The sequence below is a fragment of the Arthrobacter sp. Br18 genome (assembly GCF_000520555.1).
Lineage (GTDB): Bacteria > Actinomycetota > Actinomycetes > Actinomycetales > Micrococcaceae > Arthrobacter_D.
Genome location: NZ_KI914893.1, coordinates 1 through 16,394, shown reverse-complemented (window position 1 = coordinate 16,394; position 16,394 = coordinate 1). Strand labels below are relative to the sequence as shown.

The following is a 16,394-nucleotide window of genomic DNA, read 5'->3' as shown; positions in this document are numbered from 1 at the left end:
CAGTTTCTCTGCCGGGACGACGGCGGCGATGCCGCCCTGTGCATACCAGGTGTTGCTCTCGTCGATGCTGCTCTTTGTCAGCAGCGTCACGCCCGCGCCGGGGTCGAGGGAACGAACCGTCAGCGCCGTATACAGTCCTGCCGCGCCCCCGCCCACCACCACGACGAGCAGTGCCGGTGCGCCCGGCTTCACGGCCGCACCGTGAGCATGCGCTGCAGGGCGATCCGGGACGGTTCGGCAATATCGTCGGGGACGGTGATGCGGTTCAGCACCTCGCCGCGCACCAGGGCCTCGAGCACCCAGGCAAGGTAGCCGGGGTGGATCCGGTACATCGTGGAGCAGGGGCAGATGACCGGATCGAGGCAGAAGATCGTGTGCTCGGGGTGCTCTGCCGCGAGCCGGTTGACCATGTTGATCTCGGTTCCGACGCCGAAGATGCTACCCGGCGGGGCTGCGGCGACGGCCTTGCGGATGTAGTCCGTCGAGCCTGCCTCGTCAGCGGCATCGACCACTTCCATGGGGCATTCCGGGTGCACAATGATCCTCACCCCTGGGTGTTCGTCCCGCGCCGTCCTGATCTGATCGACGGTGAAGCGCTTGTGCACGGAACAGAACCCGTGCCACAGAATTACCTGAGACTCCAGCAGGGTCTGCGTGTCGGTGCCGCCCCATGCCCTGCGGGGATTCCAGAGCGGCATGTGTTCGAGGGCTACGCCCATGGCCTTGGCGGTATTGCGTCCGAGGTGCTGGTCCGGGAAGAAGAGGACGCGCTGCCCGCGCTCGAAAGCCCACTGCAGAACGGCGGCGGCGTTCGACGACGTACAGACGATTCCGCCATTCCTGCCGCAGAACGCCTTCAGCGCGGCCGACGAGTTCATGTAGGTGACGGGAATCACCGGAACCCTGCCGTCGTCGTCGGGCTCGGTTCCGAACAGCTCGGCGAGCTGTTCCCAGCACTCGGTGACGGAGTCGATATCCGCCATGTCGGCCATCGAGCACCCGGCCGCGAGGTTGGGAAGGATGACCGCCTGCGCGGGCTGCGACAGCATGTCCGCCGTTTCCGCCATGAAGTGGACGCCGCAGAAGATGATGGCATCGGCCGTTGTGCGCTCCGTCGCGGCGCGGGCCAGCTGGTAGCTGTCCCCCACGAAATCGGCGTACTTCACCACCTCATCACGCTGGTAGAAGTGCCCAAGGATCACCACCCTGTCGCCGAGGGCGTCCCGTGCCGCGAGGATCCGACGGTCGAGTTCATCCTCGGACGCCGTTCGGTACTCCGCGGGTAGCTCCCCCTGGCGGGGTGTCGCGGCGGGGGCACGATCCGCCATGGACGCACCCGGCCCGTACCCGGGAAGCGGCGCGGAGTCGAACGCCCAGGGAGCGGAGGCGAGATTCGGGGAGCAGGTGCGCGCTGCAGCTGCGACCGACCGTTCAGCGTCGAGGCGGGACAGAAGCTGGATCGAGGTGCTGACCGAGGTCATGGGTTTCTCCCTGCGTTGACCGGAACGGGCGGACTGGAGGCGGCGGTATCTGGCGGTGGGGTGGCTGTGGCGCCGGTCGCGGCCGACGCTCCACCGACCGGCGTGCTGGTACCGGTGTAGCGGTACAGCCGGGGCGGCCGGTGGCGCCCGCCCTGCCGGAATTCGTCGGTCGCGGCGATGTCGGGAGCGGCACGCAGATGGCGCCGGAAGTTCGCCGGATCGAGCGCACGGCCCAGAACCGCCTCGTACACCTCCCGCACCTGGGCGAGTGTGAAGCGCTCGCCCAGGAAGTGGTAGGCGATGGAGCCGTATGCCATCTTGTTCCGAAGCCGCCACAGCGCATAGTCCACGATCTCGTTGTGGTCGAAAGCCAGTGGTCCGAGGGAGTCGGCCCGGAACCACCGGACGTTCTCCGATTCGCGGGCCAGCTGGGCTTCGTCGGGCTGCACCAGCGCCCAGTAGACGATCGACACGAGGCGCTGCGCCGCTGCCCGGTCCACGCCGCCGAAAGCGTAGAGCTGCTCAAGGTACCGGGGATCGAGCCCGGTGGTTTCCGACAGGTTTCGGGCCGCTGCGTCCTGGAGCGACTCATGGCTTGCCAGTGGACCGCCGGGAAGGGCCCACTTTCCGTGGTGAGGCTGGCGTATCCGCCGCACCAGGGGCAGCCACAGCTCGGGACGGCCCGATTGCGGATCGTGTCGAAGGGCGAAGATGACGGTGGAGAGGGCCAGGGACGGAGACTGAAGCTCCCGTTCGGAGACATTCGCCGATGGGTAAGCCATGACAGATCCTTCCTGCATCAGCGAAGTCGTCGAGTAAAAGTCAGAGTGACCTTTACTCAGTGGAAACTATAGCCCATTCCGGCCGGCAGCGTGGCGCGGTCGGCATTGTTTCGCCGCGCGACGGGCGACGGAACGAATCACCGCGGTCGCTGTACGACGGGCTCACCGGGTTCTACACTGTTGGTCTGGATGTCCCGCGAAGCTGGTGTGGTGCCATGGATACAGGGTTGCGCAAGCTGCAGGTGCCTCTGTTTTTCGTCCTTGCCTATGCCATCACCTGGTCCGTTCAGATTCCCGCCTACCTCTTCGCCCACAGTCGCGGTCAGAACCTCGACAACGAGTCGAACTTGTTGCACCTCCTGGCACTGTTCGGCGGCAATCTGGACCCCGGTTTTGCGCTCGTCTTCCTCACCTTCTCATTCTCCTTCGGACCCAGTGTGGCCGGGATCGTCGTCACGGCGCTCTTCCACGGCAGGGCAGGCCTGAAGAACCTGTTTCGCCGGGCAGTCCGGGTGCGCATCCCGGCGCGGTGGATCGCCATCATCGTGCTGGTGCCGCTCGGCCTGAGCCTCGCGAGCGTGCTGCTGGGGTACGCGATCAGCGGGTTCGCACCCCTCCGCTACTCGTTCGTCGTCCCGCTCGGGATGGCGATCCCGTTCCTGGTCTCCATGATCGTCTTCACCGGCATGGCCGAGGAGTTCGGCTGGCGCGGATACGCCCTGCCCCAGTTGCAGCGGACCCGCACCGCAGAGAAGGCGAGCTGGATCCTTGGCTTCGCCTGGGGTTTGTGGCATCTGCCTTCGAACATGCTCCTGCCGCTGCTGCGGAATGAACTGACGATCCCCATGGCTGTCACGGTCCTCCTTGGACTCACGTTCGGAGCCGTCGGCTGGACCATCGTCCTCACCTGGATCTACAACAGCACCGGCAGCCTTTTCTGGATCATCGTGCTCCATGGCCTGAGCAACACCATCCAGTCCTACGTGGTCTTGTCTTCCGGCAACTACACCGCGCAGGTGATCTTCGGCGTGCTGCCGTGGGCGATCGCCCTGTGGGTGCTTAAAAGGTACGGCGCTGACACACTCACCAGGGTACCTCCGGCCGCTGCCGAGCCTGTGGCCAGCGGTGCGCCGCCGCGGCTGTCCTGAGCACGAACGGCAATGTGGCAGGGGTTGCGTCGCCCCCATGGGGTGACTAAGCTCACAGGTGCCGGCTGGAAGCTGGCCTCGCGGCGGGAATGTGTTCAATGGGGCACGCGTTTCCGCCGCTTCCCCCTTTGCCTGGTCCGCCTGCCTGGCCCAGTTCCATGCACCCTTTCCAGCCATCGAGTGCGCAGCAATCACGACTTGCCGGGGGTGAGCCGGTAATTGCTGCGCAGTCGATGGGCGAAGTGCCGGCGGTGGGTAATCTAGGTCATGCGCGGCCCGTCGGGTCGGGCACACAATCCACAGGGGGCGGCTATGGGACGACACAGCGATCATTTGGTGGAAGGCACGGATCCGCAGCTGTTGGTGGCGCTGCATCCGGCAAAGGGCGGGACCGACCAACGCCCCGTCCTTCTACTGCACGGGTTCGCCTCGTCGTCGCGGCTCAATTGGATCGACACGGGATGGGTGCGGTACCTCAACGACGCCGGCAGGAGCGTCATCACGGTTGACCTGCCGGGCCACGGCGGAAGTGCAGCTCCCGAGGAACGTGATGCCTACTCCCCCAGCCGTATCCGTGCCGATCTCCTGCAGATCCTCCAGGACGAGGGAGTCCTGCCGCTTGCGGCCGGACACGCAGCCTCAGGGGTGGACATCATCGGGTACTCGCTCGGCGCCCGCCTCGCCTGGGAATTCGGCGGCACCCAACCCGAACTTGTGCACCGCATGGTGCTTGGCGGGCCCGGCATGGAGGATCCCCTCGCGGCGTTCGACCTGAACGCCGCCCAGCTGTTCATCACCGACGGGGTACCCATCACTGACACCTCGACGGCGAACCTCCTGCGGATGGCCAGGCTCGTCCCCTCCAACAACGTCTTCGCCCTGCTCACGATGGTCGAGGCTGTCAAGGCCGAACCCTTCGTGGCGGCCGAGGCTGTGCCGAAGGTCCCGCTTCTCCTGGTGGTCGGCGATCAGGACGAATTCGCCCGGTCAGCTCCCGAGCTCGCCGCCCTCGCCCCCCGGGCGCAGCTCGAGTGGCTGCCGGGGCGCACCCATTCCAATGCAATCACCTCCCATGCCTTCAAGGCAGCAGCCGTCAGCTTCCTCGGACAGGAAACGCAAGAGGGCACTCCCAGCATAAAGATTTGATAAAGTCGGCCTGCCTCGGCGCGGGCGCCGGATGCGACCGCGCTATAATCGGAAGTGATCAGTAGGCTTATCTTTGATCCAGCGGTCTCACTCTTCCCACATTCAGCTTCCAGGAGAACACCCATGGATGTGCTCCTTGCCGAGCGTTACCAGACCACGACCCTCTTGGGCGTCGGTGGTGCTGCTTCGGTGTACCGGGCGGTGGACAGGAACCTGGGCCGCGACGTAGCGATCAAACTCTTCAATCCCACCATGTCCGACGACGACGAGTACCGCCGGCAGCACACCGAGACCATGCTGTTGTCCACGCTGAACCATCCGGGGCTCGTCGCTCTCCACGACGCCGGCATGTACGAGGACGCGGACGGACGGGCCTCGGGCTTTCTGGTCATGGAGCTCATCGACGGCGAGGACCTTCGCAAGCTTCTGAAGAAGAGTCCCCTCCAGGCGGCCGAAGTCGCACAGGTGGGCGCTGATCTCGCCGATGCCCTCGCCTACATCCATTCGCAGGGAGTGGTGCACCGGGACGTCAAGCCGGCAAACATCCTGATGTTCCACTCCGGCGACAACGGCGACAACGACACCCGCATGTACCCGAAACTCACCGACTTCGGGATCGCGAGGATGGTTGACGCCACTATGGCGACAGCTGCCGGCGCGACCATCGGGACGGCCAACTACCTCAGTCCCGAGCAGGCCCAGGGCATTGCGGTCGAGGGTAGCAGCGATATCTATTCCCTGGGCCTCGTACTGTTGGAGTGCCTCACTGGGGAGAAGGCGTTTCCCGGCCCCATCGTCGAAGCCGCCCTCGCACGCCTGCTCCGCGATCCAGTGGTCCCGCTGTGGCTGGGCCCCGACTGGGTAGGCCTGCTGAAGCTGATGACGGCTCGGGATCCCCTGGTACGGCCCAGCGCTCACGAGGTCGCGCTCCTGCTCCGGACCCACTCCGACGACGGCTCGGCCTTCTCTGTGGTGGGGCTGCCGCCGGAGTCGGCTCCGTCGACGGCTCCCGCCGTCGTCCGTCCGCCGCACGGGCGCCAGCCGGGCGAATCCGGTAACACCGGAGAAATTCCGACCGGCGGCATGATCACCGGAGGCGTTACTAACGGAAATGTCCATATCCCCGCGCCGCCTTCCCGGTCACCAAGCCTGGGCTGAAGCCGGCGTCGTCGGACGATCCACGTCGGATCCATCAGCGAGCCGGGAAGGTTCAACGAAGCTACAGGCGCCTTCACGTACGGCGTCCGGTCGCTCCCCGGTAGCGAGATGCCGGCCGCTGTCGACGAACTCCACTCCCGAGTCAGCGGCGTACCCCTCGTAGCCGCGAGGGGACGCAGTGTGCTTACGGGGTTCCCGGCACCGATCAGCGCGACGGCAGGTGTCGTCAGGACCCGCACGCCGCGGCCGGAGCGGTCGCGGCGTGCGTCAAGGGCCTCATCCTGCACAGGACTGCCCGCGCCAGGATTCATCCGGCCAGCGTCCACTCTCCCGACCAGTGGCTGGGCTGAACCCCCGCGGCGGTTCCCCTGGCCGAACGACGACCGGTACCGGCTCAGTGCTCCGATACGCCCAGTTCGGCACCCTTGGTTTCACGGACCATCGACACCCCGATGAAGGAGATGACGCAGAGAACCATGATGTAGATGGCCACGGACCCCGACCATTCGTACGTCTTGAGGAGCAACTGTGCAACGGTTGCTGCAAACGCTCCGCCGAGGATTGCCCCGAGTGCGTAACCGATGGAGATGCCGGAGTAGCGCACCTCCGCAGGAAACATCTCGGCGTACATGGCCGACATGGGTCCGTAGGACAGGCCCAGGCCGATCGTCAGGACGAAGAGGCCGACGCCGTACAGCACGATGTTGCCTGTGTCGACCAGCATGAACAGCGGTAGCATCCAGACGAAGATCAGCGCGTAACCGATCTGGAACGTCCGGACCCTGCCGATGCGGTCCGACAGCCACCCGCCCACCATCGTGAAGATCAGCCAGCCGAAGGACGCGAGGGTTGTTGCCAGCAGCACAGGAACCAGCGGCATTCCCAGGGTTCCCGTGGCATAGGAGATGAAGAAGGCGATCACGAGGTAGCCGGCGGCGTTGTTGCCGATGAAGATGACGGCAGCGAGGAGTACCTCGCGGGTGTTCTTCCTGAACAGCTCGCGCAGCGGCGCCTTGCTCTCGGCCTTGCGGGCGGAGAGCTCCTTGAAGACGGGACTTTCACTGACGGCGCGGCGGATCACATAGCCGATGACGATCAGCACCACGGACAGAAGGAAGGGCACGCGCCAGCCCCATTCGAGGAACTGGTCCTCGGGGATGGCCGTCCGGAGCCCGAGGAGGGTACCGGTTGCAAGGATCATGCCGATCGGCACCCCGATCTGGGGATATGCGCCGAAAATGCCCCTCTTGCTGAGTGGTGCGTGCTCCACGGACATGAGCGCGGCCCCGCCCCATTCGCCTCCGGCGGAGAAGCCCTGGACGATGCGCAGGAGGATCAGGAGGACCGGAGCCCATGCTCCGATCTGGGCATAGGTGGGCAGCAGCCCGATCAGCGCCGTAGCTGCACCCATCAGGATCAGTGTGCCGACGAGGACCGACTTCCTACCGAAGCGGTCACCCAGGTGGCCCGCGACGATCGCACCCAAAGGCCGGAACAGGAAACTGATACCGATCAGGGAGAAGGCAAGCACCTGGGCGAGTCCGGGGTCGGAGCCCTGGAGCGGAGTCAGGAACAGGGCCGACAGCACGGTTGCCGTCAGCTGCGCGAAGATGAAGAAGTCGTACCATTCGATGGTGGTTCCGACGAGGGTGCCCGCGAGGACGCGGCGCTCCTCCGGCGATGTGCGGTGCGCAGTGCCCTGCGCGACGGTTGAAGACGTCATTGTCACTCCAGATGGACGGGCCTTATTTACTGACAGAACGTTCGGTTACTGTGAGCGAAATCATACCCTGTACGGACGGTTCCCGCGCCATCCGGCCGATGGGCTGGTGTCGGACAGCCGCCCTACCGGTCCTTCGGGCGGAGGATTGCCGCACTCGTCGAACCGAGGGCAAGAAGCGCGACGGCGGCGCACAGCGGGATGAGGAAGACCCGGGTGGGGTCCGCGCTGTCCGCGAGGAGTCCGGCCACTGAAGATCCCAGCGCCGTTCCCGCGACGATGCCGCTGGCCAGAAGGGTCATCACTGTTCCCATCAGGTGTTTCGGGGCAACGATGGACCCGATGCTGAAAATCGTGACCATGGTGGGGCCCACGGGAATGCCGAGCAGGAACAGGACCAGCAGCATCGGCGCGGTGGTCTGCGGAAGGAAGAGCAGGCCCGTCAGTGCAACCATTCCTCCTGCAGCGAGGACCCACCGCAGCGGGTGTGACAGTGACTGTCGCCAGTAGGCGACGGACAGGGCAGCAGCCGCGGAACTGAGCCCCATGACCGCGTAGAGCAGGCCGGCCGACGTGGCCGCCCCGAACTGGCCGGCGAAGGCGATGAGAGCGGCCTGGGTTGATCCGAAGAAGGTTCCCATGGCCACCATGCCGGCCACCGGCAGGACGACGAGTGACCATGGCGCTGCAGGACCCTGCGCCGTCCGGTTCCGCTTCCCCGCCCCGCGCCCGTTCGGCACGACAACAGCGGCGGTGGGATGAACGGCGAAGGCGATCACCAGCACTACGGTCAGCACTGCGGCCAGCGCGAGCGGCAGCCAGGGTGCGATCAGGCTCGCCAGCAAGCCCACGAGCGCTGGTCCGAGCACGAACGTCAGTTCATCGGCGGTGCTTTCGTAGGACAGTGCCGTGTCGAGGTCGGCATCGGGCCTGTCCCGGGTCAGAGCCATCCAGCGGACACGTGCCAGCGGTCCGATCTGCGGGCACGTGAAGCCCATTCCGAACGCAGAAGTCAGAACGAGGATGAGCGCGGACCCGGAGAATCCGGCGACCGAGGAGACGGAGCCGATGAAGAGTGTGATCGCCACGGTGTTGAGGAGTGCTGCGATGACCAGCACCGGGCGCTGGCCGAGACGGTCTGCGAACAGGCCGAGGACGGGAGCGCCGAGTGCGGATCCGACGCCCACCGCTCCGGCGGCGAACCCTCCGACCGCGTACGAGTCGCTGGCGGACGTGGCGAGGGTCAGGGCTCCGACGGTCAGCATTGCGAGCGGCAGCCGTGCGAACAGGCCGAGAGGGAGGAACGAGCGTCCGGCCAGTTCGGGGAGTACTCCGAAGCGGCCGAGCCTGCTTCGCCTGGCTGGTTCGATGGGTGCCGTCTGGGGGGTTTCTGGCGTCTTGTACATTCTCATTCCGGGTACAGGTCAGACGCGCATCGTCCCTCCTCCCGATGCGCCGAACCCGGTAACGCTCTGATTTTACACGCTCTGGAGTTGCTCCACATACCTCAGGCTGGAGCCCTTGCGGCCCTTCACGACCTGGAGCTGGGCGGTGACCCGCTGCTTCAACTCGGCGACGTGACTGACGAGCCCCACAACCCGTCCCCCGCTGCGCAGCCCCTCCAGCGCATCCATGACCTGTTCAAGTGCCTGGTCGTCGAGGGATCCGAACCCCTCATCGACGAAGAGGGTCTCGATGTCCAGCCCTCCCGCTTCCTGCTGGACAACGTCCGCGAGACCGAGTGCCATGGCCAGCGAGGCCATGAACGATTCCCCCCCGGACAGCGTTGCGGTGTCCCGCTGGTTGCCCGTCCACTCATCAACCACGTTCAGTCCGAGCCCTGACCGCTTGTTGCCCGCATGGGCGTCACTGTGTACGAGTGCGTAGCGTCCGTCGGACATCGCGCGCAAACGCTCGGTGGCAGCCTCGGCGACCTGCTCCAGCCTGGACGCCAGGACGTAGGTGCTCAGTGACATCTTGTAGGCATTCTCCCCTCCGCCGCGCGCCGTCTCGGCCACTGACGAGACAAGGAGGTGTTCTTCGCGCAGCGGCACTGCCACCACTTCCTGTTGGTGGAGAAGGGTGCGGTAGGCCTTGACCTGACTGACCGATTGATGAAGGAGCTGGGCGGCGACGGCAGCCACGCCGGCCTCTTCGGTGCGTTCCTCGTGTGCTGTCGTTGCGGCGTCGACCTCGTCCGGAGTGGGCACTGGAAGGCCCGCCTCCTCATCCGCCAGGGCCGACACGACGGCAGCGTCCTCCCATTCGATCGACAGCCGGTGCCCGGCGCCGTCATACGAACGGAGCGTGTCCGCATGAGCCTCGACGGTTCGTGACGGAAGAAGCGCAGCGCGCGCCTCGTCCCCGTCGGTGAAGATCGTCGTCCCGAGAAGATCCTCCAGCACCCGCCCGGCTTTCTCCAGCCGCACCTCCGTCCTCGCTGCGGATGCCTGGGCGTCCTGCGCGCCGATCAACAGCGCCTGACCTTCCACCACGGCCTCAACCCGGTCCCGCAGGCTCGGAAATCCTCCCCGGAAGCCCTCGAGCCGTCCGGACATCTCACGTTCCTGGCTCCGGAGGCTGGAAACCCGCGCGGCGGCGTCGGCGGCGCCCTGGCGATCCTGCTCGAGCTCCGCGGCTACCGCCTGTTCCTCCCCACGCAGTCGGACGACGTCGGCGCGCACCTTCTCATACTTCCGTGAAGCTTCCTCTGCCGCCCGGAGCCCGTGCCGGGCACGTCCGGTGGCGGCGCGTGCATCGTCGATGGATCCCGCCCCGCCCAGCGCGGCGAGGCGCGTCGTTTCCATCCTGGCGGCGTCCCGCTCGACGCGCACTTCACCCAGCCGCTGCTCGGCTGCCGACTGCGCCTCGCGGGCGAGCTGCTCTCCGGCGTGGGTCACCCGCTCCGAACCGTGAGGCTCAGCAGGCAGCGGATGCTCGGGGCTGCCACAGACCGCGCAGGCCTCACCATCGACCAACTGCGAGGCGAGTTCTACCGCTGCCTGCTCAAGCCGTATCTGCAGCTTCGATAACCACAACTCCTTGAGCTCAAGGTGCTCCTCAAGCGCCGCAGCGTAACCCGCCTCCGCCTCGACCCGCCGCTGTTCAGCGGACCCGTGGTCCCGGATCACCTCTTCGACTGCTGCTGCTGCCTCGAGTTCCCTGGTCCAGTTCTCGATACCCCGGGCAGCCTCCCCCAGTACCTGCGCCTGGTCCTCGGCGATCGTCCGGGAGCCCTGCAGCTCGTCAGCCAGCGCCAGGGCCTTTCGCTCCCGCTCGCGGAGACGCTCCACCTCGGCGGCGGAGTCGGCACTCTCGCGACGGATGGCTGTCAGGCGGTCCTCGTCGGGCAGCGCGGCACGCAGAACTCCTAGTTCGGCCGACACCTCCCTGCACGCCTGCGCCAGCTGTCCGGGGGTTCGACTTTCCGGGGTCAACGAATCATGTTCCCCGCCCTGCACATAGGCCCGGGCAAGGTCGTTGCCCAGCAACGCGGCGAAGGCCGCCGCTTTCGCTGACTGGTCACTCCGATGGTCCTCGCCGGCTTCCTGCACAGCGCGAAGTTCACCCTCCAGCAGCCGGGCAGTCTGGTGCCGCTCCACCGCTGACTGCAGGATGAGGATCCCGCCGCGCTCGTCGTCATGCCTGCGCTGCGCTTCGCGCAGGCGGCCCAGGGCGACAGCGTTGGCCCGACGCGACTGAAGGCGGGCGAGGGACACCGCGCCGTCGTCGAGGGTTCGCGATGCCGCCTGCACTCCGCGGTGGGCTTCCAGGCACCGGTCCTCGAGCAACTGGAGGAGCCGCTGCACCTTCCGGGCCGCCGGCTCATCCCCGGCGCCCGTTCGTCCGTCGCCGGCGGCCCCTGACGTAGGGACAGGGCCGGGAAAGTCAGGATCGTCAGCGTTCGAAGTATCCGGTACCTCGGACGCGATACCGTGGCGGGCAGCCTCGTCGACAGCCCTCCTGAGTGTGTGGAGCTGCTCGGCTTCCGCGGCTGCAAGTGCCGACGCCGTGATCCGTGCCTTTTCCGTCAGCATCGCCTCCACGTTCTCGAAGCGGTCCGTCGAGAAGAGCCGCTGCAGAAGCGCCCCGCGCGATTTAGCGTCGGAGTGAAGGAAGGCCGCGAACTCCCCCTGCGGCAGCATGACCACCCGGGTGAACTGCTCCTTGTCCATACCCAGCAGCGCCCGGAGCTCGCCGGAGGCCTCGTCGTTGCGGATGGACTTCTGGACCCAGTCCTCCCCCACCAGTTCGCTCAGCAGTGTGCGGGCATGCTCGGTGGTCGTTCCGCTGCCGCGTTTCGACGGTCTTTCCCACTGGGGTGACCGCTGCACCCGGAATCGGCGCTTTCCCACGCTGAATTCGAGCTCGATCTCGGGGGCGAGGCCCGCCGGAGCATGGTCACTGCGCAGGCGCTTCATCGCCTGACGCGCTCCCGGCAGTGAGCCGTACAGGGCAAAGCAAATGGCATCGAGCACACTTGATTTCCCTGCGCCTGTGGGTCCGTTCAGCAGGAACAGTCCCTGAGCGGCAAGCGCGTCGAAGTCGACGCTCTGCTTTTCTGCGAACGGTCCGAAAGCCTGGATGGAGAGGGAGTGGAGCCTCATGGAAGGTGTCCGCCTTTCAACGCTCTGCAGCGAGGCTCAGGGCCGCGTTGATGGTCGTGTCGATGAGCGCACGTTCTTCGGCAGATGCCTGCCTTTTCCTGACATGCTCAAGGAACCCGCAGCAGATATCGGAATCGTCCTCCGCTTCGGCAATCCGCTGGCTATAGGTCCGGGTGTCTCCCGCGGACTGTCCCTCAGGCGAAAAGACGAGCACCAGAGTTTCAGGGAACCGCTCCCGCAACCGGTCCATAGCACTGGCGGGCCGCTCGGGGTCGGTCAGCGTCACCTGGCAGAAGGCGGTTTCGGCCCATGTCAGGGCAGCGTCGTCGAGCAGGCTCTCGAGGCGTCCCTCCAGCACGGCCAGCCGTTTGGCCGGGGCCCAGCTGACCGGAGTGATGTCCCCGAGGCCGGCGGCGGAGAATTCCACGAGCCAGGCACCCTTCGTCTGCCGTGCTTCGGAAAACGAGTACGGCAGGGGCGAGCCCGAATACCGCACAGTGGGAGTGAGTTGCTGCTGGCCGTGAAGGTGGCCGAGGGCCGTGTAGTCGAACCGCTCGAACAGGCTGAGCGGCACGGCTCCCAGTCCGCCGAGCGCCAGCTCACGCTCGCTGTCCGAGCTGGCGCCGCCGCTGGCGAAGGTATGCGCCATGACCAGGGAATAGACGGTGCCCGAACGCCGCCGACGACGAAGATCGTCGTCGATCAGCTGGAGCGCGGCCTCAGTGACCGTGGTGTGGGTGGGCGGGTCGGCATGGAGGGCGGCGCCAACGATCCGGGGCTCCAGGTACGGCACCCCGTAGACGGCCAACTCCACCCCATGGTCGAGCGGCAGCAGCACCGGGCGGGCGAGGTCCTCGAGCCGCGTGCGCAGGTGCACACCCCCGCGCTCGAGGATCCTCCCGCCGAACCCCAACCGGGTGGCGGAATCGTGATTTCCGCTCGAGATGATGACTGTCGCACCGGCGGCGGTGAGTCGCTCCAGTGCATCGTCGAAGAGCTCGACGACGTCGACTCCGGGGAGCGCGCGGTCGTACACGTCACCCGCGATGAGCACGATATCGACCTCGAACTCCCTCACCGTTTTCTCGAGGTTGTCGATGAAAATCCGCTGTGCAGCGAGGGTGCCGGTTCCGTGGAACGACCGTCCAAGGTGCCAGTCGGAGGTGTGGAGTAACCGCATGTTTGGAACGCTACCTTGTGGGTCGGACAATTCAGGGCGAAGCGCCGGGGGGCCTACCGTCCGGGATTCCCTGGAGTGGGCTCACCGCCGTCGCGGTCAGCGGGAGCCGCATGGATGGCGTCGTCGTTCTCCTGGTCGAAGAACGACCGCGAGTCCGTTTTCGGCTCCGCTGAAGGGGATGCGGAAGCGGATGCGGGCGAGGAATCCGTCGAGGATTCAGCTGCGGTCACAGTCGCGGATGCAGGTGAGGCTGCACCGGAAGGGGCAGCGATTTCCTTCGACGGAAGGTCAGCACCCCGGTAGATCAAGCCGGCGAGAACCGCTCCGACCACAGGAGCAGCCCAGAAGAGCCACAGCTGCTCAAGGGCCCAGCCCTCCGAGAAGATCGCTGCGGCCGTAGAGCGCGCGGGGTTCATGGAGCCGTTGGTGATCGGCAGCAGCACGGTCAGCAGGGCCGCGTACGCCAGGCCGACGGCAAACGGCGCCACGGCCCGATTGGCGAGGCGTGCAGTGGCTCCGAGGAATACCGCCACCAGGAGCGCCGTGGCCACTACCTCGGCGAGGAACGAACTCGTCAGCGGGAACTGCACAGCCGAGTGCTCGCCGAAGCCGTTCGCCCCGACGGAGAACAGGGTTGTCGAATCGGGCAACTGGCTGTTGGCGCTGAGGATAAGCCACAGGAACCCCGTGGCCGCCACCGCCCCGAGGACCTGCGCCACGATGTAGGGAACGACAGAGCGCCACGGTGTCCGGCCGGCGACAGCCGAGCCGAGGGTGATGGCGGGAATGAAGTGTCCGCCGGACACATGACCGAAGGCGATGAACGCAGCCAGCAGGCCGAATCCGAAAGCGAGCACGGGCGGGATCCCGGCGTCGGTGTTCAGGGTGGTGACGCCGATTCCGGCCAGGACCACCAGGAAAGATCCCGCGCCCTCAGCAGCCGACCTCACCCCGAGGCCGTAGCTGCGCAGGGGCTGGGCCGGCGCGCGGGCCTTTTCGTGCGGTTCGGCAAAGCCTGTAGCGAGAACATGCGGGCTTTCGTGCGACATGAAGGAGATTCCCTTGGTTGATGGATTCGGTCGGCGGACGGGGCAGCGAGCCGGCCCCGCTCGCGTGCGGGAAGTGCTGCCTGCGCGAACCGGTTCAGCCTTCCATCCTAAGCCGGGTGAGCCCTGAAGGCGCAGGGCGAGGGAGGAGCGGCGCGGCGGTTCCCCGCCCCTAGACTGGTTCGGTGGCAATCGAACCGACATATCCCGACCAGGTCATGGGCTGCCTTCTTGGCGGAGCACTTGGCAACGCGCTGGGCTATGCGCAGCAGCAGGCGACAACGCCGGAAGACACTCTTGCCATGCTGCGGCGTGCGGCCGGCGGTCTTCCTTTTGCCGAGGACACCCAGCTCACGCTGTATACCGTGGACGGCCTGGTGGACGCGCTGGAGTGGGCCAACGACGGCGTTGCCGCCGATGAGACGGCGTGCCTCTGGTTGGCGTACCTGCGCTGGCTTGCCACGCAGGGCGAAGTGCCGGCACCGATCGCGCCGTCGCCGCCGCCGCGCCCCATCGATGGCCACGCCGTCCTGCGGGCCCGCCGAAATCCGGGCAGCACCTCGATTACCGGTCTACTGACCGGCGACATGGGCACTCGCCACCGCCCGGTCAACCGGTCGGCGCAGGATGCCGGCGCGCTATCCCGCTCCGCGCCCTTCGGTCTCGTGCCCCGGATCCCCCTCAGCATGGTAGACAGACTGACCCGCGACGCCGCAGCCCTCACCCACGGACACAGTGCGGCGAAAACCGCTGCTGCCGTTTTCGCGTCGTTGATTCACCGGCTTGCTGTCGAGGCCATGCCGTTCGACGAAGCCGTCAGGAAGGCAGCGGAGCAGGCAGGAGCGGCCGACGACGACGGCCTCGCCGCCGCGCTCAACCGTGCTGTTGCTCTCGCCGCTGCCGGCAATACACCCGCTTCCGCGGGGCTCCCTGCCGAGCTGGGCTCGGGATGGACTGCGGACGAAGCCCTCGCCCGCGCGATCTACACGGTGCTTGCAGCTGTTCCGGGAAGGGATGCGGGGAACGTCGCCGAGGAACTCTCACGGAGCGGAGCCGAACACATCCTGGCTGCAGTGCAGCTTGCGGTCGGCTCCGGGGGCAACACGGCAACCACAGGCTCACTTGTCGGAAACCTGATGGGCACCCGCTATGGAATCGAGGCGTTTCCCGATGCATGGCTTGACCTGGTCGAGGGAACCGGGGTGGTCAGGGAAATGGCGTCCGCATTGATCGGTGCCGTTGCAGGCGAGAAGTCCCGGCTCTGATCCTCCGCTCGTTCCCGGATCCGACACCAGGGATTCGAAACCCACGCGGCACGGCAGTAGCTCAGGGCCGTCCCGCCAACCTCTGCAGGCACGCCGACCCTTCGCAGAAGACCGCGAAGCGGACGATGTCCATCCGCGATTCTCTGTCGGCCGGGTGAGTGGGTGTCCGGCCGTAAGGCGGCCAGGAATTCGGCTGTGCGTGCAGCCAGTGTCGGGGCCAGCCCGGTAAAGCAGGTGGAACCGGTGATGCCGTCAAGGACCACGCCGGCGTCCGGTGTCGGGTGCCGATCCAATTGTTGCGGCGCGGGTGGACGCGGCCTGCCGGGCGGGCAGGGGGAGGCTGCCGCCGCCGGCGTCGAGGGCTCGGGTGCGGCACGGTTTCGGCGGGATTTTCCCGCCGGGGTCCCTTGGGCGGGAGCTGTCTGTTTGCGGGTTGTCCGGTGGGGAACTGTGCGGCGGAGAAATGTCAGTGGTGGGTGGGATGCTGTTGCTATGGAAAGTCGGGGTGGAGAGCCGTTGACGGAGGATGCGGGTGCATCTTCGACGGTCAAGCCCGGCCTGAGCGGAGTGATCGGGTTGTTCTCCATCGAATTGCTCGATGGGCCGGGATTGACGGATGCCCTGGCGAAACTCGAGGCCCTGGTGGTGTGGGCGCAGGCCGGTCAGGCGGAGGTGATGCACCTGTTGGAGGATCGCTTCCAGGACGAGATGCGCCACCACGGGATGGCGGCGAAAGCCCCCGCGTACGGCCGGCGGGATCCCGGGACCACCGCACCAACCGCGGCTGATCCGTCGGCGTCGGGGTGGGGTTCGGGTGTTGGGGGTTCGGTCGGGTTTTCGCGGTTGCGGCGGGCCGACGAG

The 16,394-nt window shown here is 66.6% G+C and carries 13 protein-coding genes; 5 read left to right on the top strand and 8 right to left on the bottom strand.

The window, feature by feature from the left end; genetic code table 11:
- The 3 genes from Y704_RS24650 to Y704_RS22095 form a co-directional block, all read right to left on the bottom strand.
- The coding region (locus Y704_RS24650; protein WP_035773170.1) for an FAD-binding protein at window positions 1-192 on the bottom strand (192 nt) is incomplete at its 3' end.
- Window positions 189-1,481, bottom strand: coding sequence for a quinolinate synthase NadA (nadA, locus tag Y704_RS0116180; protein ID WP_026550879.1), 1,293 nt, complete (start codon window positions 1,479-1,481; stop codon window positions 189-191). The genes Y704_RS24650 and nadA, both read right to left, overlap by 4 nt.
- On the bottom strand, window positions 1,478-2,263 hold the full coding sequence (locus Y704_RS22095; RefSeq protein WP_051477261.1) for an NUDIX hydrolase: 786 nt from the start codon (window positions 2,261-2,263) through the stop codon (window positions 1,478-1,480). The genes nadA and Y704_RS22095 overlap by 4 nt, the downstream gene beginning before the upstream one ends.
- Window positions 2,264-2,478: 215 nt before the next feature.
- Here Y704_RS22095 and Y704_RS22090 point away from each other — a divergent pair, with 215 nt between their 5' ends.
- From Y704_RS22090 to Y704_RS0116160, 3 genes are all read left to right on the top strand, one after another.
- Complete coding sequence (locus Y704_RS22090; protein WP_051477259.1) at window positions 2,479-3,411, top strand: CPBP family intramembrane glutamic endopeptidase; 933 nt, start codon at window positions 2,479-2,481, stop codon at window positions 3,409-3,411.
- A gap of 312 nt (window positions 3,412-3,723) precedes the next feature.
- A complete protein-coding gene (locus tag Y704_RS22085) occupies window positions 3,724-4,557 on the top strand; it encodes an alpha/beta fold hydrolase (RefSeq protein WP_051477258.1) in 834 nt (277 codons plus the stop codon).
- A gap of 123 nt (window positions 4,558-4,680) precedes the next feature.
- The gene (locus Y704_RS0116160; protein WP_026550878.1) at window positions 4,681-5,715 is read left to right on the top strand and encodes a serine/threonine-protein kinase; all 1,035 of its coding nucleotides are present in this window, start codon (window positions 4,681-4,683) and stop codon (window positions 5,713-5,715) included.
- 394 nt (window positions 5,716-6,109) lie between these two features.
- Here the strand turns inward: Y704_RS0116160 and Y704_RS0116155 are convergent, their stop codons facing one another.
- The 5 genes from Y704_RS0116155 to Y704_RS22080 all read right to left on the bottom strand — a co-directional run bounded on the left by Y704_RS0116155 (window position 6,110) and on the right by Y704_RS22080 (window position 14,271).
- Window positions 6,110-7,438, bottom strand: coding sequence for an MFS transporter (locus Y704_RS0116155; protein ID WP_026550877.1), 1,329 nt, complete (start codon window positions 7,436-7,438; stop codon window positions 6,110-6,112).
- A gap of 122 nt (window positions 7,439-7,560) precedes the next feature.
- Window positions 7,561-8,847, bottom strand: a complete 1,287-nt coding sequence (locus Y704_RS0116150) for an MFS transporter (RefSeq protein ID WP_155850402.1) — start codon at window positions 8,845-8,847, stop codon at window positions 7,561-7,563.
- 66 nt (window positions 8,848-8,913) lie between these two features.
- The gene (locus Y704_RS0116145; protein WP_026550875.1) at window positions 8,914-12,042 is read right to left on the bottom strand and encodes an AAA family ATPase; all 3,129 of its coding nucleotides are present in this window, start codon (window positions 12,040-12,042) and stop codon (window positions 8,914-8,916) included.
- Window positions 12,043-12,058: 16 nt separating this feature from the next.
- Window positions 12,059-13,222: an exonuclease SbcCD subunit D gene (locus tag Y704_RS0116140; RefSeq protein WP_026550874.1), complete on the bottom strand. Its 1,164-nt coding sequence runs from the start codon at window positions 13,220-13,222 to the stop codon at window positions 12,059-12,061.
- A gap of 53 nt (window positions 13,223-13,275) precedes the next feature.
- Entirely contained in the window at window positions 13,276-14,271 is a 996-nt protein-coding gene (locus tag Y704_RS22080) for an aquaporin (RefSeq protein WP_051477256.1), read from the bottom strand.
- 182 nt (window positions 14,272-14,453) lie between these two features.
- Between Y704_RS22080 and Y704_RS0116130 the strand changes: the two genes are divergently transcribed.
- Entirely contained in the window at window positions 14,454-15,533 is a 1,080-nt protein-coding gene (locus tag Y704_RS0116130) for an ADP-ribosylglycohydrolase family protein (protein WP_026550873.1), read from the top strand.
- Window positions 15,534-16,025: 492 nt separating this feature from the next.
- Window positions 16,026-16,394: hypothetical protein (locus Y704_RS22075; protein WP_162149424.1), on the top strand; the 369-nt coding region annotated here is incomplete at its 3' end.